This window comes from Providencia sp. PROV122 (assembly GCF_028482365.1).
GTDB classification, from domain to species: Bacteria; Pseudomonadota; Gammaproteobacteria; order Enterobacterales; family Enterobacteriaceae; genus Providencia; species Providencia stuartii.
In genome coordinates, this window is record NZ_JAMPQI010000011.1 from 36872 (window position 1) to 60551 (window position 23680).

Sequence of the window (23680 nt, forward strand, 5' to 3'; positions counted from 1 at the left end):
TATAGATAAAACAAGGAAGCTGTTTGATGAAAAGGGCACTTAAAATATTACTCTTAAGCGTTGTAGGATGCGTTGTGCTCTTATCTATTTTATGGGTCACAGTAACCCGTTGGCTTCCTATTGTTGCAAAATCTTATTTACCCGAAAACGTGACGCTGTCATTTAGCCAGCCTGTATATCGTCATGACCAATTAATTGTTGATAGCATACAATTGAAGGCAGGCGACTGCTTGTGGTTTGATGCTAAAAAGAGCCGTTTTTCGCTTTTTCCATTACATTTAGCAATTAATGAGTTAACTGAAGATAATCAATGTTTAAGTCAGTTGTCTTCAGATGAAAAAGATAGCGAAAGTACACCACTATCGGTGATTGAATTGATTGATAACTTACCTTCATTTTCATTGGTCATTGAAAATGCCAAGGTATCGCCTTGGGAAGAGTATCAAGGCAGTATTTGGCTGTATCGAAATGAAGGGACGCCATTAGCTTTAGATTATCGTGGTGATAAATTATCTTTTTCAACCAATATCACTGCTAACCATCAACTCAATATTGAACATTTTTCCGTTCAATTACCAGAACAAGAGCAGCGCCTTGAACTCGATGGCGAGTTAAGCTTACCACTAACGACAGAATCACTTCCGACATCAGGCATACTCTTTGCTGAATTTTTATTAACTCAGCCAAGCAAATCCCTGTATGCGAAATTGCGGTGGCTGGATGATCAAGGCACATTGTCTTTATTTGATAAGCAAAGTGGTCAAGAAATTTTTCATTTGCCTTGGCAAGTGTCAGCCAACATGATCCGTATTGAGGATGGGCGTTGGCAGTGGGAAGAGAGTGAGGTTCCATTACATGGCGGTATTTCGTTACAAATAGAGAATTGGCAGTCGGGCCTGAGTGACATGGTGATTAGTGGGCGTACTAATATGATGACCGAGGCTCAAAAAGGTAAAGCGAATTTAGTATTAAATTTACCAGCTAATAAAATTAATTTACTCGATGCAGATATTCATTTTCAGCTAAATGGGCAATTGAAATATGATGATATGGTTTTAGATATCAACTTGCCGTCAAAAATATCGGGTCAATTAATTTCGCCCGCAATTTCATTTCTTCCCGGCTCACTCTTACGAGCTTATGGGCGTGTTTCACCGACGCTACTATTACAAGAAGCGCGCTTACCTTTAGCGGGGACTTCATTGAGTGCGGAAGGGATCACCGGGCGCCTCCAAGCTATTTTAAAAGTGAAAGAGCAGTATTGGGGGGATTTCGCCATTCATTTAGATGGTCAGGCGAATAAGTTTATATTTGATAAAGGTAAGTGGTTTTGGAATTATTGGGGAAATGCACAATTACCGGCTTTAGCGGCGCATTGGGATATCAAAGGGCAAGGTAGTTGGCAAGATTCGTTAATTACCCTAAATACGTTAAACACTGGGTTTGACCAAATAAAATATGGTTTGCTTTCGATGACGGCAACACGCCTTATTTTAACAAAACCTTTATTTTGGCAACGTGATCCGGCTAAAGAGAACTTCCAAGGTGAACTCCAACTTACCAGTAACCGAATGCAATTTGGAGCCGCAAGCTATTTGCCTAAAACGACTGTTAATGCGGCTCTAAAAGGTAAATCACCGGCTGATTTTCAGTTAAAAGCTGATTTAAGTACTAAAGACGTAGGGCCAATTGTTATTTTTAGTCGATGGGATGGCGAACGTTTTCGGGGGCAAGCGCGTTGGCCAGAACAATCAGTGAGCGCATTCCAAACATTGATCCCAAATGATTTAGGGATCATCTTGCGTGAAGGAAAACTTTTTTCACAAGCCGCTTTTTCGATTGATCCAGAAACCGGTTTTATCGCGGGAGGGCACTGGCGTGTAGAAAATACGGGAATGTGGCTTAAAGATGGTGAAGTGAGTGGCTTAGATTTCGTTTTACCTTGGAAATTACAAAATAGCACATGGACGTTAGGTGAAAAATCGGCTGTACAATTACGTATCAAGCAATTAAATAATTTGTTTGAACTAACCGATATTCGAGCCGATTTATCAGGTACTTACCCGCCAACAGATGCAATGCCATTAAAATTGAGCCAAGTTGGTTTTAATTTATTAGGGGGGAAGGTAGAGCTTGATTTACTCCGTTGGCCACAAAAACAGCCAGCCACAATCAGACTACATCAAATTGAATTAAGCCGATTATTTACCATACTCAAAGTAACTCAGTTTGCGGCCTCTGGTCGCGTTGATGGGGAATTACCTTTTTACCTTAATAATCCAGAGTGGATCGTTAAAAATGGTTGGTTAGAAAATAGTGGCCCGTTGGCCTTGCGTCTTGATACTCAGTTTGTTGAGTCAATTAAGGCTGATAATATGTCTGCAGGAGCAGCGATAGGTTGGTTGCAATACTTGGAAATTTCTCGCAGCCGTACCGATGTGAATATCACCAATTTAGGCTTGTTGACAATGAAAACCATTATCCAAGGTTTTAATCCTCAAGAATCTAAAAAAAGAGAAGTCCACTTAAATTACACACATGAAGAGAATATCTTCCAATTATGGCGTAGCCTACGTTTTGGCAGTAACTTAGAAGAGTGGCTGGAAAAAAATATCTAAAGGAATAAGGATTAACAGTGAAAATAATCGCGACGAGTGTATTTACATTGATGGCAATGATGCTGACAGGTTGTTTGCGGGTTGAGGTAGCGACACCTGATAAACCCATTAATATCAACATGAATGTTAAAATTGAGCACGAAATACTCATTAAAGCTGATAAGCAAGTTGAAGACTTACTTAAAGAAAATAGTGATCTTTTTGGTAAGGTGGAAGCACAATGAAGACCATTTTCCAAGCGTTGATGATATCCGGTTTATTTGTTTTTTCGGCTGCTGCACTAACCGTTGATGAGGCAAAAAATCAAGGGTTAGTTGGTGAAACATTATCGGGTTATTTAGCGGTAGTTACCCACGGTAATGCGGAAGTTGATGAGCTTGTCACTGAAATTAACCGTGAGCGTGAAATCAAATACAGTGAAATTGCGAAGAAAAACAATCTAAAAACTAGGGATGTGGGTAAAATAGCGGGGCAGAAACTCGTTGAAAGAGCCGCGAGTGGGGAGTATGTACGCGGTATTAATGGTCAATGGTTGAAGAAAAAATAATATGCGCATGATTTGTTCATACGCACATCATTGTGAGGTCAATTGCGGTTAAGCGATAACCGTATCGATGCATTGACGAGCATCTTGCTGTGCTTTTTCAGCCGATTCAGTACCTAATGCAGTACCCTCAGCAAAAATAAATTCGATATCGGTGATACCGATAAAGTTTAAGAACAGTTTTAAAAATGGAACAATAATGTCAGAAGCCGTATCTTTATAGATGCCACCTCGGCTGGTTAACACAAATGCACGTTTATTTTCTAATAAACCGACTGAGCCTTGTTCAGTATATTTAAAGGTCTCTCCCGCTCTTGCAATAAAATCAAAGTAATTTTTAAGATGGGAAGGGATATTCAAATTGTACATTGGCGCAGTAATGACAATCACATCATGTTGTTTGATTTCATCGATCAATTGGTTAGATAATGCTAAATGCGCTTTCTGCTGTTCAGTTTTACTGTCGCCTGGTGCGAAAGCTGCTAAAATTTCCGCATCAATCGCTGGAATTGGGTTGCTGACAAGATCACGGATGGTTATGCTATCGCTCGGGTTTTTTTCTTGCCATTGTTCAATAAAGTAATCTGCCATTTTGTTACTGTGTGAATAGTCTGCCAGAATACTTGATTTCAACAACAATACTTTTTTCATCGTTTTACCTTAAAACTCATTGATTTATATCGTAATTAATAATACAGATTTTAATCATCAATGAAAGAAAGAATTTTAGAAGAGTTATATCAAAAAAATTGATGTTGCCATTTATTCTGTGGTATTGATGGCGTTTTTATCATGATGGTAATGACAGCCTATATTCAACAAAATGGCATAAAATAGTTAAATAATAAGGATTTAAAAAGTGGAATCCATGCTGACAGCCTTAGAAGCTGATATTGGACAAACTTCATTACGTGACCAACGGTTACTGAAAAAGCGTCTTCAAGGAATAGTTAAAATTCGTGATGAAAAATCACGAGTTGCGGTACTGAATGCGATAAAAGCGGATGTTGAAACAGCGAAACAAAAAATTTCGAACAAGCTGCTTAATCCACCTAAAATCGTCTATCCAGAAAATCTTCCTGTTAGTCAGAAAAAACAAGCTATTTATGATGCGATAAAACAGCATCAAGTGGTGATCATCGCGGGTGAAACAGGGTCCGGTAAAACGACTCAGATCCCCAAAATATGTCTGGAATTAGGGCGAGGCGTTAAAGGGCTAATCGGTCATACACAACCAAGGCGACTAGCCGCTCGTGCGGTAGCAACCCGTCTAGCTCAAGAGCTTGAAAGCGAAGTCGGAACTATTGTTGGTTATAAAGTTCGCTTTAGTGATCAAGTGAGTGATAATACACAAGTCAAATTAATGACAGATGGCATTTTGTTAGCAGAACTGCAAAATGATAGGTTACTGCTGCAATATGATACGATCATTATCGATGAGGCCCACGAACGTAGCCTAAATATCGATTTTATCTTAGGTTACCTGCGCCAATTATTACCTAAACGTCCTGATCTAAAAGTCATTATTACGTCAGCAACTATCGATCCTGAACGTTTCTCTCGCCATTTTAATCAGGCACCCATTATTGAAGTGTCGGGGAGAACTTATCCCGTTGAAGTGCGTTATCGCCCGATTATGGGGGATGATAATGACAGCGACCGCGATCAAATCGATGGCATCATTGATGCTGTAAATGAGCTTGGGCAGGAAAGCTCAGGGGATATTTTGATCTTTATGAGCGGTGAACGAGAAATCCGCGATACCGCTGATGCCTTGTCAAAATTACAATTGCGCCATACCGAAATTTTACCGCTATTTGCTAGGCTATCGAATAGTGAACAAAATCGCATATTCCACCCACATGGTGGGCGGCGAATTATTTTAGCCACTAACGTTGCTGAAACGTCTTTGACCGTGCCTGGCATCAAATATGTCATTGATACTGGTTATGCGCGAATAAGCCGTTACAGTGTTAGAACCAAGGTGCAGCGCTTACCTGTTGAACCGATCTCCCAAGCTTCAGCAAATCAGCGTAAAGGTCGCTGTGGTCGTGTTTCTGATGGTATTTGTATTCGTTTATATTCTGAAGAGGACTTTTTAAGTCGCCCAGAGTTTACCGATCCTGAAATACTAAGAACCAATTTGGCGTCTGTTATTTTACAAATGACCTCAATTGGCTTAGGAGATATTAGCGCATTTCCATTTGTCGAAGCTCCGGATAAACGTAATATTCAAGATGGCGTGAAGTTATTAGAAGAGCTTGGGGCTATTCAGGTGCATCAACAGAGTGAACGCGGTTATATATTGACGGATATTGGTCGTCAATTGGCGCAACTACCGGTTGACCCACGTCTCGCTCGAATGGTGATAGAAGCGAGAAAGCTAGGGGCAGTCAGGGAAACCATGGTGATTGTGGCGGCATTATCGATTCAAGACCCAAGGGAGCGCCCATTAGATAAACAACAAGCAGCAGATGAAAAGCATCGCCGCTTCCACGATAAACAATCTGATTTCTTAGCATTCCTTAATCTGTGGGATTACTTAAAAGAGCAGCAAACCGCTTTATCAAATGCGCAATTTAGAAAAATGTGCCGCCAAGATTTTTTGAACTATTTACGCATTCGAGAGTGGCAAGATCTCTATACTCAATTGAGGCAAGTTGTTAAAGAGCAAGGTTTTCCAATTAATAGTGCAGCGGCAGATTACCGGTGTATTCATACATCATTACTTGCTGGGCTGCTATCTCATATCGGTCAAAAAGATGTGGAAAAGCCAGAATTTACAGGCGCTAGGAATGCAAGATTCACTATCTTCCCCGGCTCAGGTTTATTTAAAAAGCCCCCAAAATGGGCAATGGTCGCCGAGTTAGTAGAAACGTCAAAATTATGGGGGCGGGTGGCTGCAACTATTGAGCCTGAATGGATAGAGCCGTTAGCGGAGCACCTTGTTAAGCACCATTACAGCGAACCTCATTGGTCTAAATCGCAAGGTGCTGTGATGGCCTCTGAAAAGGTCACTTTGTATGGATTACCGATCGTCGCCGCGCGCCAAGTGAATTACGGGAAAATCGCCCCCTTATTGTGTCGCGAGCTTTTCATTCGTCATGCACTGGTCGAAGGGGATTGGGTTACTCGTCACGCATTTTTCAGGGAAAACCGTAAGCTATTGGCGGAAGTTGAAGATTTAGAACACAAGTCTCGTCGTCGTGATATTTTGGTTGATGATGAAACCTTGTTTGCGTTTTATGACCAGCGTATCCCTAATGATGTGATCTCTACTCGCCATTTTGATAAGTGGTGGAAGGTTGCTTCAAAACAGCAGCCCGACCTCCTGAACTTTGAAAAAAATATGTTGATCAAAGAGGATGCGGCGCACGTTTCATTGCTAGATTATCCAAACTTTTGGCATCAAGGTGAGCTGAAATTCCGCTTAAGTTATCAATTTGAGCCAGGAACGGAGGCAGATGGGGTGACAGTGCATATCCCATTAGCCATTTTAAACCAAGTACACAATGTTGGTTTTGATTGGCAAGTTCCGGGGTTACGTCAAGAACTGATTATTGCGTTGATTAAATCATTACCTAAGCCTGTACGTCGGAATTTTGTGCCTGCACCTAATTATGCCGCGGCATTTCTTGAAAGAGTACCGACACCAGATGGTAGCCTACTTGATAAGCTTGAGCGTGAATTACGTCGCATGACAGGGGTGACTGTTGAACGTGATGCTTGGCAATTAGACCAACTACCTAGCCATTTGAAAATGACATTCCGCGTAGTGGGTGAAAAAAATAAAACCATCGCTGAAGGTCAAGATCTGGATGAATTGAAAAATCGGCTCAAAGAAAAGGTACAAGAAACCCTTTCCGAAGTGGTTGATGATGGCATTGAACAAAGCGGCTTACATATCTGGAGCTTTGGTGAGTTACCTCAACGTTACGAACAGAAACGAGGAGGGTATTCTGTTAAGGCTTATCCGGCCTTAGTGGATGAAAGAAACAGTGTTGGGATCCGCGTTTTCGAAACCGAATTTGAACAACAACAAGCGATGTGGGGTGGTGTACGTAGGTTACTGTTACTGAATATTCCATCGCCAATTAAATACTTACATGAAAAACTCCCGAACAAATCTAAACTGGGATTATATTTTAATCCGTATGGAAAAGTTTTAGAGTTAATCGATGATTGTATCGCCTGTGGTGTTGATCAACTCATTGCGACTTATGGTGGCCCTGTGTGGACGGAAGATGGGTTTGGCAAGTTACAAGAGTTTGTGCGGGCTGAACTCAATGATGCAGTTGTACAAATCGCGAAACAAGTTGAGCAAATACTCACTGCGGTATTTGCAATCAATAAACGCTTAAAAGGACGCGTTGACTTTGCGATGGCAATGGCACTTTCGGATATAAAAGGGCAGATGTCTAACTTAGTCTTTAAAGGCTTTGTCACTGAACATGGTTGGAAACGGCTTCCTGACGTGCTCCGTTATTTGAATGGTATTGAGCGCCGATTAGAAAAACTGGCGATTGATCCTAATAGAGACCGTGCCCAAATGAGTAAAGTGGAGCATGTGACACAAATGTGGCAGCAATGGAAGGCGAAACTGACACCAGTACAACAACAATTACCGGAAGTACAAGAGATCCGTTGGATGATCGAAGAGTTGCGTATAAGCCTATTTGCACAGCAGCTTGGTACGCCGTATCCGATTTCGGATAAACGGATTATTCAATCAATGGAAAATTTAAGTCAGTCACTTTGATAAAATACAGAGTTAGATGATAACCTTCAAAACCCCATCATGATGCTAAAGATGGGGTTTTTTTATCGTTATCGGTTATGGATAAACAATTTGTAATGTCGCAGTTGCATTGGCTTTTCCCGCACTAACAGAGGGGTGGATTTGCACATATTGAGCTTCGAAATAAATGGCATAGGGGGAGCGGTCAAAGCTAGTTCCTAAATTAAAGACTTTATTTAGAGGGATTGGCTCACCTTGAAAACGCAGTTGTAAACCAATCCCTTGGGCGCTATCAGGTCTTTTATCTAGTGCAATCACAGAATGATCTGCACTGTGACTGGCTCGCCCACTAAGGATAATGCCCACAGGGGTTTCTCCACTACAATTTAGCGTAAGATAAAAAGAGACGGGGGCGGAATGGCTACCAATCCCCCTAAACTGGCTCTGTTTGACTTTCTTCATTTTTACTCGTTTATGTTTTTCGAGCAGTTCACAGCTAGGCGTAACAATCTTTGTATTTAGGAAACGATAACTTTGAACAGGTAAATGGCCAATTGATGCTTCAATCAGACGATGAGAGCTAAGTATCCCTGAACCTGTGATGTTTTTTGTTTTCACCAATTGTACTCGGATCCCATTTAATGCATTACCACAATAGCTATAACGATGAGAGGTAATGTGGCAAGCATTGGGTGAGTCATTAACAAAAGGTAACTTATCTCGGCTAAATGCCACTCCCTGTGGGATGAAGCGAAGGCCAATGCCGTCAATATTTGTTTGATAAATTGAGTTATAATCATTTGATAGTAATGGGAACTGGCTATTTTCCCATTTTGCTTGAACGGGTGAGCGACAATCTACCATGATTGGATTGTCACTAAGACTGTTTAAGGTCACCTCTTGGATCACTGACCCCACCGCTAATCGATGAGGTACAGTTACCGTACCGAGGGATAACACAGTATGATGTGGCGTGAAATTTGGCACATATTGGCATTGAGAAGCATAAGCGTTATGTGTAACGAATATACAGCAAGGCCATAAACGAGAAATTAAAGTCATCATAAAGCTTCCTTGCGCTGACAAATCACCGGAACATGGTAAAACCCTTGATTCAGATCTGTTTCTAATAGTTGGTATTGAAATTCACATTGCTGCGATTGTTTTGCTCCCCATTTCAATTTTATTGTGCCTGATGGCTCAAGCCCACTTAAATAGACTTGGCCCATATCGTTAATAATCCCTACATTAATATCATTGCTTGTTAGTTCTCCTTTTTCTGTTACGAGGCTGGCAAGCGCACCAAAAGGGGCCAATTTCCCATCCGCAAGCCGAATAGTAAAGAAAGAGCGTTTGCCCCGTTTGACGGGGAAGTGAACCAGTACCAATGCCCCTTTCGTTGGTAAAATAGATTGAAAACTCGTTTCAATTTCAGTATCTACAGGTAAGGTCTGTGTATCAATAACAAAGTTATTACGCCGATAAGGTTGTAGCTGATTGATAATCGCATGGCCTTTGCTATCGGTATTGGTATTGAGTTGAGCATCCAAACGGACGTCTTGCGTATCAGGTACAACCAATAAAGCGGAAGTTTCCCCACGACTCGGTGTTAGCGTGATGCCATACGGATGAGCCACCACTGAACTTCGAAGCCCATAGTGCAATTGATGCTCTTGTTTGTAGCCATAACCCACATTTAAAATAAATTTATTATGATGATACTGAGTATAAAATCGTGTGTCTGATTCATTTTTCGGCCTCATACAACAGCGGTTATTTAGAGAGTTATGCTGTAGAGTATAAGAAATAAAATTATCTTCTAGGATGGCTCCCGTTAATGTTGCTTGCTGGCTTTGATAGTTATTTGGCGCATATTGTGATTGGTAACTAAAATGCGTATTAGGCAACCAAGCGTTCACTGGAATAATTATGGAAGCAGAAAAGATATACTCTGGTTTTTGCTCAATGATAGAATAATTTGACTGGCAGTTAAGGCTAAAATGGTATTCGTTTATATTGCCTGAATAATTGAGATTGTAGGCCCACTGATATTCTCTTTGCTCTCTAAACCTCTGTTGCGATGCTGATAATGATATATTTCCAAAATAACCTAACCCTTGTGATAAATGTAGCTTAATGATCTGTTGAGGGTAGGCGGTGTTAGATAAGTTTATTTTATCCAATACATCAGTGAACTGCCGTAACTTAGGGTTATCGGTCCATTGAACATTAAATGTAAACTCAGTTGCGGTGGGCGTGATTAACTTTGAATATTCAAACTGATAACTATTTGATTTATTTTTCTGACTGTAGGATTGTGTCCAATCAATAGTCAAATCGCCAATTTCATTGGCTGAAAATGAACTGCCTAATATCAGTGATTTAAAAGGTGATGAGAAAATAGAACCAGTATACGCAGTGATATTATTGTTAATACCATATTTTATTTCGCTATGAAAAAAATAAGGTGGTGCAGAGCGTGAGCGGTTAGAGACCATTCCACTGTTTAAGGCATAGCGAAATTGGCCTTTTTTGATCATCAGTGGCGAAGAAGAAAAAGGGTATTGGTATTGACGAACTCGACCACTAGACTCAGTGATCGTCATTTCTAAGACGCCTTTATGGGCTAATGGTTTCAATTGATTTAGTGTAAATGGCCCCGCAGGTAAATAATCATTATAAATGATAATATTATTTTGCCTTACGGTCACCTGAGCCGGACTATGATTAATACCTTGTAATATGGGGGAATAATATGCATCATAATCCGGAAACATTAATTCATCATTAGAGAGTGAGATCCCTTTAAAAGAGTATGGGATAAAAAATGAGGAGGCAAGGTAATACTCGCCTAAGATAAATTGACTTTTTAATGACCTAATCGGGTAGGATAAAGTTGTATTATAACTCTCCCATTGTTGGTGTGAGTTTGAATAGACTAAATTATTTCTTAGGCGCCATCCTAGATAGTTAATACCATTTTGCAATGACAGGTTAAAGCTATTATTGTCATTAATGTACTTATTCGAGTTATAACTTCCGGATAGGTTATAATCAATATAAGCTGACGTTACGCCATCATCCCATTGTGATTGAAGGTTATTCTCATTAGTGTCACTATTTAAGTAATGATGAGGGATATTGATATCCAACGTTAAGTGATTAAAGTCAAAATGATGAGAATAACCCTCGATAATTGTTGAAAGGTGGCTAGCTAGGTTGTCATTTTTATCAAACGCCATTGTATTTAATGTTTTTTCATGCAGGCCAATTTTTAATAATTGATTTCGACTGAATATTGGTACTAACTGTTGATCTATATATTGAAAACTTACATTTTCAGTAAATAGTCTAACATTGTTGACAATAACATCAACGGCATAAATCCCTTCGGGTTGATTATCTAGATTTAATATAATATTTTCAATATCATTAATATTTTCAATGTTATCAAGTGCCTCAAGATTAAAATATTCAGCATATGCCAAAAGAGGAGTCGTGATTAAAAACAGCATTAATAAATTGATATTATTTTTTTTCATCATCATTAAAGAGTTGTTGAGAAATTAATTGTGTTTTACCGCCATAATCATTTAATGCGCTCCAAGAAACAGAATTCAATTGAGGCAATACTATTTTCCAAGATAATTGCCCAAAGGGGGCTATCATGCCAGGCTCTGCAATCTCTTTACCATTAAGGTATAGTTCTCGCAGCGTAATATAGTGCCCAGTAGGATTTGTTGCCGTTACTTTTTGGTTATTATAGCTAAAGGTGACCTCTTTAAATGCAGATTCGGCACTGCTATTTAAAGATTCAGGCCGATAAAATAGCTTGAAACTGGATTTCACAACAATATGTAAATTACTTTCTGTATTTTCATGAATGGCAGGAAGAGACTTGATATGTAACCAGTAGAGAGTCTCTTGAACAGTTTGGTTTAATGGCGCCACTTTTATCACTCTTAATTTATTTAATGAGGCAGGTTTTAGCTTAAATAGTGGTGGTGTAATAATAAAATCATTAGACCGTTGATTATCTTTTTCAACCCATGATTGAATAAGGTAAGTCGTTTGCTCCTCAGGGTTCTCAATAGATAATGATATTTCCCTATCGTTTTCAGGATAAACAAACCGCGTGCCATTAATAATAATTCCGGCATAAGAGAGAAAAGGAAGCAATAATAAAAAGGTGACTGTTATTTTCATGATAATTAATGAGAGAGAAGAAAACCTCTCTCTCATCTCCTCTTTTATTGATAAATAATGCTGAAATGCGCTAATGCATCTGCTGAGCCGGGAATGATTTGATCACTGGTTGCAATATATTTAGCCACAAAATTCATTTCTACCGTTTTACTTGGGGTTATTTCTTTAAACTGGCTTCCCCCATTTAGTGGTATACGGCGAACACTATTTTCTTCATAAAGGCCTATTGCAATACCTGTTGCAGCAGGTGAGGTTGCATTTGGTGATAATCCTAATAAAGAAGGGTTAGCACTATCACTTTTACCATCAAACTTAAATTGAATTTTCTTATAATCGGTAGGGCAATTAGATAATGTTATTCTAAATGGTGTTGCTGCGGCAGCACTATTTTTATTAGTAAAAGCGGCTACAGAAACCTTCCCCATATTTACCACTTTATGTACAGAATTAGTATCAACAGAGCACGCCGTTGGAATTATACTGCCAACGAACTTTATTTCACCATCTGCTGAAAAAGAAATAGAATGATTAAAAAATAAAATAAGTAATATATATTTTAATAAACTGTTCATTGTATGACCTTGTAAATTATTTGCTGTGTGATTTCTATCAGTATATGTTGCTGATTGAGCGCAATATAATAAGTCTATTTTTTATGTTAAAAAGGGGTAAATTGGCGTGCACAAAACCAAATGATTTGATATCGACTTTCTTTTTCATTCTAAAATTTTGTTTTTAACATTTGCATTATGAAAATGATTTTCAGCATGATACTCCGTTTATTGTTCTTAAAAATTAAGAGTAGGGTATAACCGTTAAATTTTTAACGATTATAGCATCAAAACATACTGCTTTAGTTACAACATACTAATTGTTTGGAGAGTACCTAATGAAACAACAGCGCCAATACAAAAGATAACGTGACTAGGCTAGCTAAGAATTAAATGGGAAATCAATCCAAGGTAGGGTGAATAGGGGGGAAATGGTAAATCAGAGTCTCTATTTACTCCCTTTGCTAGTTTTAGCAGAGAGAGTAAAAACACAAACTGTCTGTATGGAAAATGAGCAAAACACTACAGTGTTTTACTTGTTACGCTATGCAAATAGGGCGAGCCATTGGTTTTTACGGCATTTAAAGAGAATGGGTGTAACTCCTTTGAGCCTTTCTCATTTAATTTCTGGCGACATCTAATTTTTCTGGCACAGGCACTATTCGAAAAATGAAGCTTATTGATTTTTTTAACTTTAGCGCTAAAACCAATGTCTTGTGATAATTGAATTCTCTCATTTTTGGTTATGGTATATGAATGTTCATTACGTAATATTAAGTGCATGTTACCTCCTGAATGCAATCATTAGATAATATATGATTCACTTACAAATGATTTAAAAAAGCGCTGCTAGAACTAATGAAGGAAGAAGTATCGATGAGATCACTACACTGAATACTAGAGCCTTTTCAGTGTAGTGATTGTAGTTGAAGCTAAAATAGATAGTAGGTTGCGGGCACTGCCCCCGCGATAATAGCCAGAGCGATAATCTTTTCAGCCATATTAAGTGGAGCTTGTTGGGATTGCTGAGTTCGCGCATACCAAAAAACAAGTATACCAGGCGCATATAAAACGACAGACAGCATAAGGTTGATCAGTCCAGAAGCATAAAGCAGCCAAAGACCATAGAGGCTGGCCACCATTCCAACCATCAGTAGCAGCTTATTATGGCGTTCAAAAGCGACTTTTATGAGAAAAGCACCCACTAAAAAGTAAGGAACCAAAATCATCTCAGAAGCGATTGTTAGGAGCGTATTGTAATTACTCCCACTTAGCCAAATTAAGACTAGAGAAAGCTGTACGGCACCATTTGTTAACCACAGGGAGGAGGATGGAGCATCATTCTTATTCAGTTTATTGAATATTTTAGGGAATGATTGATATTGCGCTGCGATATAAGGCACTTCGGCAGCCATAATTGTCCAACTCAGGTATGCTCCACACACAGAGATAATAAGCCCCGCTGCGATAATGATCTCACCACTTGAACCAATTAAACCTACCATTAAATTGGCCATTGATGGATTTTTTATTTCAGCAAGCTCAGCCCTTGGCATAAGGCCTAACGAGAGAAGTGTCACTAGGATATAGATGATTAATGCAGAACTAACGGCGAAAACAGTGGCTAAGCCAACATCACGGCGGTTTTTAGCGCGAGCAGAGACAACGACAGCTCCTTCGATACCAATAAACACCCACAACGTGATCAACATAGTGTCTTTAACTTGCTGCCAAACAGGCACTCCGAGGGAAATCCCACTAAAATCTGCATCGAACACATCAAGTTTGAAAGCGACAAATGCTAGGATAATAAATAGCCCTAATGGGATTAATTTTGCCATAGTGGCTAGCTTATTAATTCCCGCCGCCGTTTGAACACCACGCAACACTAAATAGTGCACAATCCATAATAAGATGGATTCACCAACTAAGGCTTGCCAAGTGTTACCATCGCCAAAAATAATCCTATCGGGTGTATCAGTAAAAAAGCTGATGGCCGCAAAAACGATAACTAAGTAAGAGACATTAGCGATAACCGCACATAGCCAATAACCCCATGCGGAACAAAAACCAATCAGTTCACCGAAACCTTCTTTTGCATAAGTAAAAATGCCCCCATCAAGATCTGGGCGTATACGAGAAAGTAGCAGTAGAGAGAAAGCTAAAAATAAAATGCCAATGCCTGTAATTGACCAGCCAATGATAAGTGCCAAAGGGCTGGCAACTTCAGCCATATTTTGTGGAAGGCTAAAGACACCTGCACCCACCATTGAGCTGAGAACTAATGCGGTGAGTGCTGTAAGACTGAGTGTATGTTTCAATGTATGTCCTGGTTATTCTACAATCAAAAGTTAAAATAACGTTAAATCTACAATTTTATAATGTATTTAAGCTGGAACAATTTTAAATTATAGATTGTTTATCTGTCGTACTGATAAAGTGAGGGGGATTCTACGAATGAAACGACGGTTATGCAATGGAAAACTATTCAGTTTGATAAGATTTTTATTCAGTGGGAAAATCAGCAGTCAAACGTTTTTTTCAGAAATAAAAAAGCCAGCTCGAAAATGGAGCTGGCTTGGTTAGTTAGTATACTTATTACTTAAAGAGGTCAGCGCTGATGGTTACGCTACCGCCATTTGACTGCCACTCACGTGTGATATGGAAGTATTTGGCACCTTTAGCTTCAGCACGTTTGGCAATTTGATAACGCACTTCTGGTGTATTGGTGTAATAACCCGAGAAAGTGATCGAATCAAATGGAACCATTTGTGCAGCAGCGGTTTTATTAACTTCTTCGATAACATAGCCACTTGGCAATGTTACGCTGGTTTTGCCTGGTGCACTGCTTGATGTTTCAAAGAAACGACCAACGGCAGTAGTTGGTTCTTCAGATGAAGCAACGCCAGGAATACGTACTTTTTTGGCGGCTTCACCACCTTCCGCTAATAATGCTTGACCCGCTTCTGAATCTGCTGGTACGACAGCTTCCTCTAGCTGAACTTGGCGCTTAGGCGCATCTTTTTTATAGACATAAGCGGTAGCTAGGGTATTTCCACCATCATTTACAGCGATGTTACGAACAACATAGAATGATGCTGCGCCTTTTTCTTTTGCTTTCTTCGCAATAGCTTCATAAAGATCAGGCTGAGAAGGGTAGAAACCACTGACGGTAACAGCATCAAATGGTTCATACTGTGTTGCGTCTGCTTTTGACATCTCTTCAACGCCACCAAATACGCGACGTTTGCTTTCTTCCACAGATTTTGCATCTTTTTGGTAAAGATCTGCAACAACGCGCATGTTACCGCTATCACCCACATCATCAAGGCTCTGGATATAGAAAGCGTAAGCGCCTAATTTATCAGCCCGGCGTGAGACGGCATCGGATGCTTCATAAATAGCATTAAAGCGCCCAGTCACTGTTATGCGCTCATAAGGTTTTAACTCTTCAGCCTGTTTGGGCGTCAGTTCAACAGCTGCCTGTACAGCAGTAATACTGGTTAATGATAACACCGCGGCTGCGATGGCCGTAGTTTTCAGCTTCATACAAAATCCTTCCGACTTGCGCAATTTATTTTAAAAGTGCTGAACTTTAGTTGTATCACATGGCTATGATTATTACACGTAACCAATCAAGTTGTCTCATAATTTTATTTTTTATAAGAAATAAATATTCATTGACTAGTCATAATTACCAGATTTTTTTAGCTATCCAGTATTTTATTGACCTAAAACTAAGATTTTCACTGCGAATTCCATTTACTGTTTAAGAATCGAGATCAATTATGGATCAAGAAGGTTATTTTCAGTAGGTTATTAGAACTCCATAGAACTGTTTTCGGCTAAAAATAGGACTTTTCTATCTAAGATGGTTAATTTTTAGCAAATTTAACAAATACAAAATTACTTTGGCTTTGAAAAGGGAACATTATGCGTATTGGTATACCTAGAGAACGACTTGCCAATGAAGCTCGTGTTGCTGCTACACCCTCGACGGTGACTCAACTGATTAAGTTAGGTTTCAGTGTCTGTATCGAAAGTGAAGCAGGACATTTAGCGAGTTTTGAGGATGCGGCTTATGAGCAGTCGGGGGCTGAGATTGTTGATCGTGACACCGCTTATTCAGCCGATATTGTTTTTAAAGTCAATGCACCACTAGACGATGAAATTGGATTACTGAAAGAAGGTGCAACGCTGGTGAGTTTTATCTGGCCAGCGCAAAATGCTGAATTGATGGATGCCTTAAAAGCAAGAAACATCAATGTATTCGCTATGGATGCAGTGCCGCGGATTTCCCGTGCGCAATCATTAGATGCCTTAAGTTCAATGGCAAATATCGCAGGTTATCGTGCAATTGTCGAAGCTGCTCATGAATTTGGTCGTTTTTTTACTGGTCAAATTACAGCAGCCGGTAAGGTACCGCCAGCGAAAGTGATGGTCATTGGTGCTGGGGTTGCTGGGCTGGCGGCAATCGGTGCTGCTGGTAGCTTGGGAGCGGTTGTACGTGCATTTGATACGCGTCCAGAAGTTAAAGAGCAAGTGCAAAGTATGGGGGCCGAATTCCTTGAGTTAGATTTCAAAGAGGAAGCAGGCAGCGGCGATGGCTATGCGAAAGTCATGTCCGAAGCGTTTATTAAGGCGGAAATGGCTTTATTTGCTGCACAAGCTAAAGAAGTCGACATTATCGTCACTACCGCACTTATTCCTGGGCGTCCAGCACCTAAATTAATTACCAAAGAGATGGTTGAGTCAATGAAACCCGGTAGTGTGATTGTTGACTTAGCGGCGCAAACAGGGGGGAACTGTGAGTTAACCCAAGCGGATAAATTGGTTGTGACTGATAATGGTGTCAAAATTATTGGTTATACCGATTTACCAAGCCGTCTACCGACTCAATCATCGCAATTGTATGGCACAAACCTTGTTAACTTGATGAAGTTACTGTGCAAAGAGAAGAATGGCGAAATCAATATTGATTTTGATGACGTTGTGATCCGCGGTGTTACCGTTATTAAACAAGGTGAAATCACGTGGCCTGCTCCCCCCATTCAAGTATCTGCTCAGCCGCAGGCGAAGCCTCAAGTGGCGGAAAAAGAAAAAGCGCCTGAGAAGAAGAAAATGTCGCCTGTAGTTAAGTATGGCTTAATGGCATTAGCGATCATTCTATTCGGTTGGTTTGCAAACTCAGCGCCAAAAGAGTTCTTATCACACTTTACGGTATTTGCCCTCGCTTGCGTTGTCGGTTATTACGTTGTGTGGAACGTAACACATGCGTTGCATACACCATTGATGTCTGTCACCAATGCAATTTCAGGCATTATTGTTGTCGGTGCAGTATTGCAAATAGGCTCGGGAGGATGGGTTAGTTTCTTATCTTTCATTGCCATATTGATTGCAAGTATCAATATATTCGGTGGGTTTACTGTTACCCAGCGTATGTTAAAAATGTTTCGTAAAGGATAAGGGGTAACGTATGTTGTCGAGTGGAATTGTAACGGCAGCTTATATTGTTGCTGCTATCCTATTTATATTCAGCCTAGCAGGGTTATCACGCCATGAAAGCTCTCAGCGTGGTAATACTTATGGTATTGCCGGTATGGCGATTGCTTTACTGGCTACCATCTTTGGCCCAGATAGTGCCAATATTGGCTGGATGATTGTTGCGATGGTCATTGGTGCAGTGATTGGTATTCGTCTGGCCAAAAAAGTTGAAATGACCGAAATGCCAGAATTGGTCGCTATTTTACATAGCTTTGTTGGTCTAGCGGCTGTTTTGGTTGGTTTTAATAGTTTTATTGCCAGTGAAGGTCATGCAGACGCGGTGATGGAAAATATCCATCTGACGGAAGTGTTCTTAGGCATATTTATTGGTGCGGTCACCTTCACAGGGTCTGTGGTGGCTTATGGAAAATTGTCCGGTAAGATCTCATCGAAACCGATGATGCTACCTAATCGCCACAAACTAAACTTAGCGGCGCTCGTTGTCTCATTTGTGTTATTGCTGATCTTTGTTAAAACAAATAGTGTTGGCTTACAAGTCTTTGCCATGCTGATCATGACGGTTATTGCTTTGGCATTTGGCTGGCACTTAGTTGCTTCAATTGGTGGTGCAGATATGCCAGTTGTTGTGTCAATGCTGAACTCATATTCAGGTTGGGCAGCCGCTGCGGCAGGTTTTATGTTGAGTAATGACTTGCTCATCGTGACAGGAGCACTGGTCGGTTCGTCGGGTGCTATCCTCTCTTATATTATGTGTAAAGCCATGAACCGCTCCTTTATCAGTGTTATTGCTGGAGGCTTTGGTACAGATGGCTCCTCAACGGGTAATGAAGAGGAGATGGGCGAATACCGTGAAACAACGGCGGAAGAAGTGGCAGAATTATTGAAAAATTCAACCTCTGTCATTATTACTCCAGGTTATGGATTGGCGGTTGCTCAAGCACAATATCCTGTTCACGATATTACGGCTAAGTTGCGTGAGAGAGGCATCAATGTGCGTTTCGGTATCCACCCTGTAGCAGGGCGCTTACCTGGGCACATGAACGTCTTATTAGCTGAAGCAAAAGTACCTTATGACATAGTACTGGAAATGGATGAAATTAATGATGATTTCTCTGATACCGATACAGTATTGGTTATTGGTGCGAACGATACTGTTAACCCTGCGGCACAAGAGGATCCAAATAGTCCAATTGCCGGCATGCCAGTGTTGGAGGTTTGGAAAGCAAACAATGTGATTGTATTTAAGCGTTCAATGAATACCGGCTATGCAGGTGTACAAAATCCATTGTTTTTCAAAGAAAACACGCAGATGTTATTTGGTGATGCAAAAGCCAGCGTTGATGCGATTTTAAAAGCGCTTTAATGCGCTAACCTCAAAAGCTCTGTAGGCAACTACAGGGCTTTTTTATGGGTAAAAATAGGTTGTATAAGAAACTATCTTATTAAAAATTCAGTCTATCTCATTATGTTGTACATTAGTTTCATTTTAATTTTAAAACCGGAGAATAGAAAATAGCCGTCATTTTATCGTCCACATGATGCTATTTTATTCACTTTAATCATAACGAGGAGGCCAATATTATGGCTCTCAACTGTGTAAATAAGGCTTCCTCACGATTACCAATGGATTTGCTTCAGGATTGGACATTGATAATGGGTTAGCATTGGGAATTAAATAACGTATTACAGTGAGTCGATGAGGGGGTAGCTGTTAATATCTCTGCTGAAGGTAAATTAGAGATATTTTCAATTAGATAGTTTTTACATTACCCAATATACAAATTTTATGAGTAATACTGCTGGCAAAAATAGTGGGGATACTAATTTTTGCGCATTGAAGCACTGAATGTGCATTCATTTATCGCAAAAGCGCTGAGTTACCTACAGCGCTTTTGCCACTTTAAAATAAATCTACTTAAGGTTGAGCGATAAAATTAATCATCATCAACTGTGATTGGGCAAACGAAACCATCAGGCTTAATCGCTAATAGGTCACATTTCAATTTGTCGATAACATGTTCTGCTGTATTCCCAAGAAAAGCTGCGGAAATCCCAGTTCTGCCTAATATACCTAGGACAACGACGCCGGCATGTAACTCCTCACAGATTTCAGGGATGATTTTCTCAGGTAACCCTTCACGGACGTGAGTGTATTTTTCATCAATCGAAAATTTCTGGCGTAATTCCTTCATGGCAATGAGATGTTGCCCACGTAGTGCATTGTTATAAAGGCTTGGGTCGAAATCAGGTAGTTCTATTGCAATATTCATTGGCGCAATAGGGTATGCGCTGACCAAATGAATTTCCTGATCTTTCACAATACGTGTTGCTAAATCCTTCGTTTTCTCAACCAACTTAATATTGAGGTCATCATGATAGGATTCTTCATTTGATAAATTGACGGCCACAACAACCGAACCATGATCTGGCCAGACTTTATCTTTAACCATCCATACAGGAGAAGGGCATTTTCTTAAAAGGTGCCAGTCCAGCGGCGTAAAAATAATCGACTCAAAGTTATCTGTTTGATGAGCCATTTTCAGAAGCAGGTCGTGTTCACCACTAATCACTTCCTGAATGATGGCTTCGTAAGGTTTATTATGCCAAATCACTTTAATTTCTATCTCAATACCTGCTTCCAGATAGAAATGCGCTTGTTGTTTAATCCAAGCAGCCTTTTGATTAATGACACCCTTACGCATTGCATCACGCTCTTCAGGTGATAGCAACGTGGTCATATCATAAGAGAGATCATAGATAGGTAAGAATGCTTTAATCCGTCCACCATTACGTTGCACTATGTAGACAGCACGTCGTAATGCTGGTTGATCATCCTGATTTGGGTCAATTGCAACTAGGAGATTTCTATAGTTTGCCATATTAAAATCCTCATAACGGCTGGACATTCCCTACTAAAGATAAACTAAGGTATTGAGGAAAAATAGGCAAGATTTGATGAAAAATAATAATGATGGGTCACAAAATAGTGACCCACCGAGAATTATGAACAAGAGACAGTGGAGACTTTACCTGCAATATCAGTCAGTTTTTCCATATCTTCAATAGTGATATATTTGCCTTTAACACTTAACATGCCGCTTTTTTGGAAACGTCCTAAAAGTCGACTAATCGTTTCAACGGTAAGGCCTAAATAGTTACCAATATCACCACGAGTCATCGTTAAGCGGAATTCTCTTGGAGAGAAGCCGCGCTCTGCAAAGCGATGAGATAGGTTAAGAATAAATGCAGCTAAACGTTCTTCCGCATTTTTCTTAGACAATAAAAGGATCATTTCTTGATCGCCTTTTATTTCGCCGCTCATCAAACGCATGATTTGTTGGCGTAGATTAGGCATCTTACCTGACAAATCATCGAGAGTTTCGAATGGGATTTCACAAACCATTGATGTTTCAAGAGCTTGTGCAAAACTTGGGTGCTGTGTATGTATAATTGCATCAAAACCAACCAGGTCACCAGCAAGATGGAAGCCTGTAATTTGCTCATCACCTTCTTCAGTGATGGTGTAACTTTTGATTGTTCCTGAGCGAATGGCATACAAAGAACGTAATTCATCGCCGGCTTTAAACAGCGCCTGACCCTTTTGAATCGGTTTTTTACGTTCAATGATATTATCAAGTTGATCCAGTTCATGTTCATTCAGTGTGAAGGGAATGCACAGTTGGCTAATACTGCAGTCCTGACAATGAATAGCACAACCACCAGACTGGATGCGACGAACAACTCTTTTTTCTGGGATCATATTAAATGCTCAATACAAGTTAAAATTATTGATATGAGTCAATTTTAACATAAGATAATGCAACTGATAAGTAGAAATATAAAACAGAAGTATCTCAAATAGAAAAGCGTATAAAAACAAAGTAGTTAATCAAATTACATAGTTCATTATAACATCATGATATTCCTTATTTAACTTAAACAACCATTAAGTTAAGTAAAAATTTCTTTAATAGATAAAAGGGGTTATCTATTAAATATCTATTTAAAAGATATATTTTGATAAATTTAAAAATTAACATTAGTTATAATATTTAAACAATAATGCAATATTCGACTTAAAAATGAAAACTTCAGAGGAGCATCAAATGGTAAATAATCCATTAAATATTCCCAATACGATGAAAGTAATAAATATCGCGGAGCACGGTGGAGCAGAAAAACTGCAAATAATTGAACAACCATTGCCCGTACTATCAGAGGGTTATTTATTGGTTAAAGTTGAGGCTGCTGGTGTTAATCGCCCTGATGTTCTTCAACGTATGGGGGCTTATCCGCCACCTCCAGATGCCTCACCTATTTTAGGGCTTGAAGTCGCAGGAACCATTGTTGCAAAAGCAGACGATGTTCAACAATGGCAGATTGGAGATAATATTTGTGCGTTAGTTGCTGGAGGTGGTTACGCCGAATATTGTCTGGTACATCAAGATATTGCATTACCATTAGGTCACTTATCATTTGTTGATGGAGCGGCTATACCTGAAAACTTTTTTACTGTTTGGGCGAATGTTTTTCAGATTGGTAAATTGAAAAAGGGTGAAACAGTGCTCATTCATGGTGGAACATCCGGTATTGGATCCGTTGCTATCATGTTAGCAAAAGCATTTGGTGCCACGGTGATCACAACAGTCGGCTCAGCAGAAAAGGTAGAAGTCGCAAAATCATTAGGGGCGGACTGTATAATTAATTACCGAAACGATGATTTTGTTCAACACACTCTTGATTATACGCGTTCTCAAGGGGTTGATATGGTTGTTGATATTGTTGGTGGTGATTATGTGGATAAAAATTATCAAGTCGCCGCAAAATTCGGGCGGATCATTCAAATAGGAATGATGAAAGGTAACCCTAAGAGCCTCAATTTAATGCCTTTAATGATTAAACGTTTGATTCACACAGGGTCAACCATGCGTTCACGTACCGTTGCCGAAAAATCCAGCATCGCCGCAGAGTTAAAGCAGCACGTTTGGGGGATGTTGCAAAAAGGTGAATTAAAACCTTTTATTAACAAAACCTACCCGTTAGACCAAGTGGTTGATGCTCATCGCCATATGGAATCTGGCGATCTTTACGGAAAAATAGTGTTAATTAACAAATAATTATTTTACTATTGAGATTTATTGAGTCATGAAGATTTAATTTTTTCATGACTCATTGGCTTGCTCATTTATAACAAATGGTTTACATTTTCAAGTGGTTTTAGCGTAAATATCTCTTTACAGCAGACTAATTTTCGAAATTTTGTTCCTGCGCACAAATCCGATTGAAATAAATACGAGTTTATTAATATTTTAACAATTATGGATTATACCTATAGCTAAGTTGGCACATTAACGGCTTGCCTATCAATAAATAACCCAAAGATAATAAAGATAACAAGATCATTAATATATTGTTGTCTTTTAAAGATATGCATCCGTTATATCACTTTCCAATGATAGTAGTTACTTAAATCAAATATGCCATTAAAAGCATGGGCATGATTTAAAGGTGTAGTGAT

The 23680-nt window shown here is 39.6% G+C and carries 16 protein-coding genes; 7 read left to right on the plus strand and 9 right to left on the minus strand.

The genetic code is table 11. The features are described 5' to 3' along the window. The first annotated feature begins 26 nt into the window (after positions 1-26). From PSE69_RS09490 to PSE69_RS09500, 3 genes are read left to right on the plus strand one after another with little or no spacing between them, the layout of a single operon-like run. Complete coding sequence (locus tag PSE69_RS09490) at positions 27-2618, plus strand: YdbH family protein (protein ID WP_014658308.1); 2592 nt, start codon at positions 27-29, stop codon at positions 2616-2618. 50 nt (positions 2619-2668) lie between these two features. Continuing rightward, positions 2669-2842 (plus strand): YnbE family lipoprotein, encoded by a 174-nt coding sequence (locus PSE69_RS09495; protein ID WP_004919554.1) that lies wholly within the window; start codon positions 2669-2671, stop codon positions 2840-2842. Further along, positions 2839-3165, plus strand: coding sequence for a YdbL family protein (locus tag PSE69_RS09500; RefSeq protein ID WP_004919556.1), 327 nt, complete (start codon positions 2839-2841; stop codon positions 3163-3165). Before PSE69_RS09495 ends, PSE69_RS09500 begins: the two co-directional genes overlap by 4 nt. Before the next feature lie 48 nt (positions 3166-3213). On the opposite strand, the gene PSE69_RS09505 is transcribed toward PSE69_RS09500, so the two are convergent. Further along, positions 3214-3813, minus strand: coding sequence for an FMN-dependent NADH-azoreductase (locus tag PSE69_RS09505; RefSeq protein ID WP_004919558.1), 600 nt, complete (start codon positions 3811-3813; stop codon positions 3214-3216). A 217-nt stretch (positions 3814-4030) separates the two neighbouring features. Between PSE69_RS09505 and hrpA the strand changes: the two genes are divergently transcribed. Continuing rightward, complete coding sequence (gene hrpA / locus PSE69_RS09510; protein ID WP_272675212.1) at positions 4031-7921, plus strand: ATP-dependent RNA helicase HrpA; 3891 nt, start codon at positions 4031-4033, stop codon at positions 7919-7921. A gap of 75 nt (positions 7922-7996) precedes the next feature. On the opposite strand, the gene PSE69_RS09515 is transcribed toward hrpA, so the two are convergent. From PSE69_RS09515 to ydgH, 6 genes are all read right to left on the minus strand, one after another. Beyond that, positions 7997-8965: a fimbrial protein gene (locus PSE69_RS09515; RefSeq protein WP_147441380.1), complete on the minus strand. Its 969-nt coding sequence runs from the start codon at positions 8963-8965 to the stop codon at positions 7997-7999. Continuing rightward, positions 8962-11448 (minus strand): fimbria/pilus outer membrane usher protein, encoded by a 2487-nt coding sequence (locus PSE69_RS09520; RefSeq protein WP_121875068.1) that lies wholly within the window; start codon positions 11446-11448, stop codon positions 8962-8964. The genes PSE69_RS09515 and PSE69_RS09520 overlap by 4 nt, the downstream gene beginning before the upstream one ends. Further along, entirely contained in the window at positions 11429-12142 is a 714-nt protein-coding gene (locus PSE69_RS09525) for a fimbrial biogenesis chaperone (protein ID WP_121875069.1), read from the minus strand. The genes PSE69_RS09520 and PSE69_RS09525 overlap by 20 nt, the downstream gene beginning before the upstream one ends. A gap of 8 nt (positions 12143-12150) precedes the next feature. After that, a complete protein-coding gene (locus tag PSE69_RS09530; protein WP_004919568.1) occupies positions 12151-12678 on the minus strand; it encodes a fimbrial protein in 528 nt (175 codons plus the stop codon). 911 nt (positions 12679-13589) lie between these two features. Then, a complete protein-coding gene (locus PSE69_RS09535; RefSeq protein ID WP_004919572.1) occupies positions 13590-14927 on the minus strand; it encodes a basic amino acid/polyamine antiporter in 1338 nt (445 codons plus the stop codon). Between the two features lie 328 nt (positions 14928-15255). After that, entirely contained in the window at positions 15256-16206 is a 951-nt protein-coding gene (gene ydgH, locus PSE69_RS09540) for a DUF1471 family protein YdgH (protein ID WP_004919577.1), read from the minus strand. 384 nt (positions 16207-16590) lie between these two features. Between ydgH and pntA the strand changes: the two genes are divergently transcribed. Continuing rightward, positions 16591-18123: a Re/Si-specific NAD(P)(+) transhydrogenase subunit alpha gene (pntA, locus tag PSE69_RS09545; RefSeq protein WP_004919579.1), complete on the plus strand. Its 1533-nt coding sequence runs from the start codon at positions 16591-16593 to the stop codon at positions 18121-18123. Between the two features lie 13 nt (positions 18124-18136). Then, positions 18137-19525, plus strand: a complete 1389-nt coding sequence (gene pntB / locus PSE69_RS09550; protein WP_014658317.1) for a Re/Si-specific NAD(P)(+) transhydrogenase subunit beta — start codon at positions 18137-18139, stop codon at positions 19523-19525. Positions 19526-20096: 571 nt separating this feature from the next. On the opposite strand, the gene uspE is transcribed toward pntB, so the two are convergent. Together uspE and PSE69_RS09560 are read right to left on the minus strand one after the other, a co-directional pair. Further along, positions 20097-21041: a universal stress protein UspE gene (gene uspE, locus PSE69_RS09555; RefSeq protein ID WP_014658318.1), complete on the minus strand. Its 945-nt coding sequence runs from the start codon at positions 21039-21041 to the stop codon at positions 20097-20099. A 122-nt stretch (positions 21042-21163) separates the two neighbouring features. Further along, positions 21164-21922 carry an FNR family transcription factor gene (locus tag PSE69_RS09560; protein WP_004919586.1) on the minus strand — a complete coding sequence of 253 codons (759 nt, stop codon included), beginning with the start codon at positions 21920-21922 and terminating at the stop codon, positions 21164-21166. Between the two features lie 346 nt (positions 21923-22268). Between PSE69_RS09560 and PSE69_RS09565 the strand changes: the two genes are divergently transcribed. Next, positions 22269-23279 (plus strand): NAD(P)H-quinone oxidoreductase, encoded by a 1011-nt coding sequence (locus PSE69_RS09565; RefSeq protein ID WP_121875200.1) that lies wholly within the window; start codon positions 22269-22271, stop codon positions 23277-23279. Positions 23280-23680 lie beyond the last annotated feature (401 nt).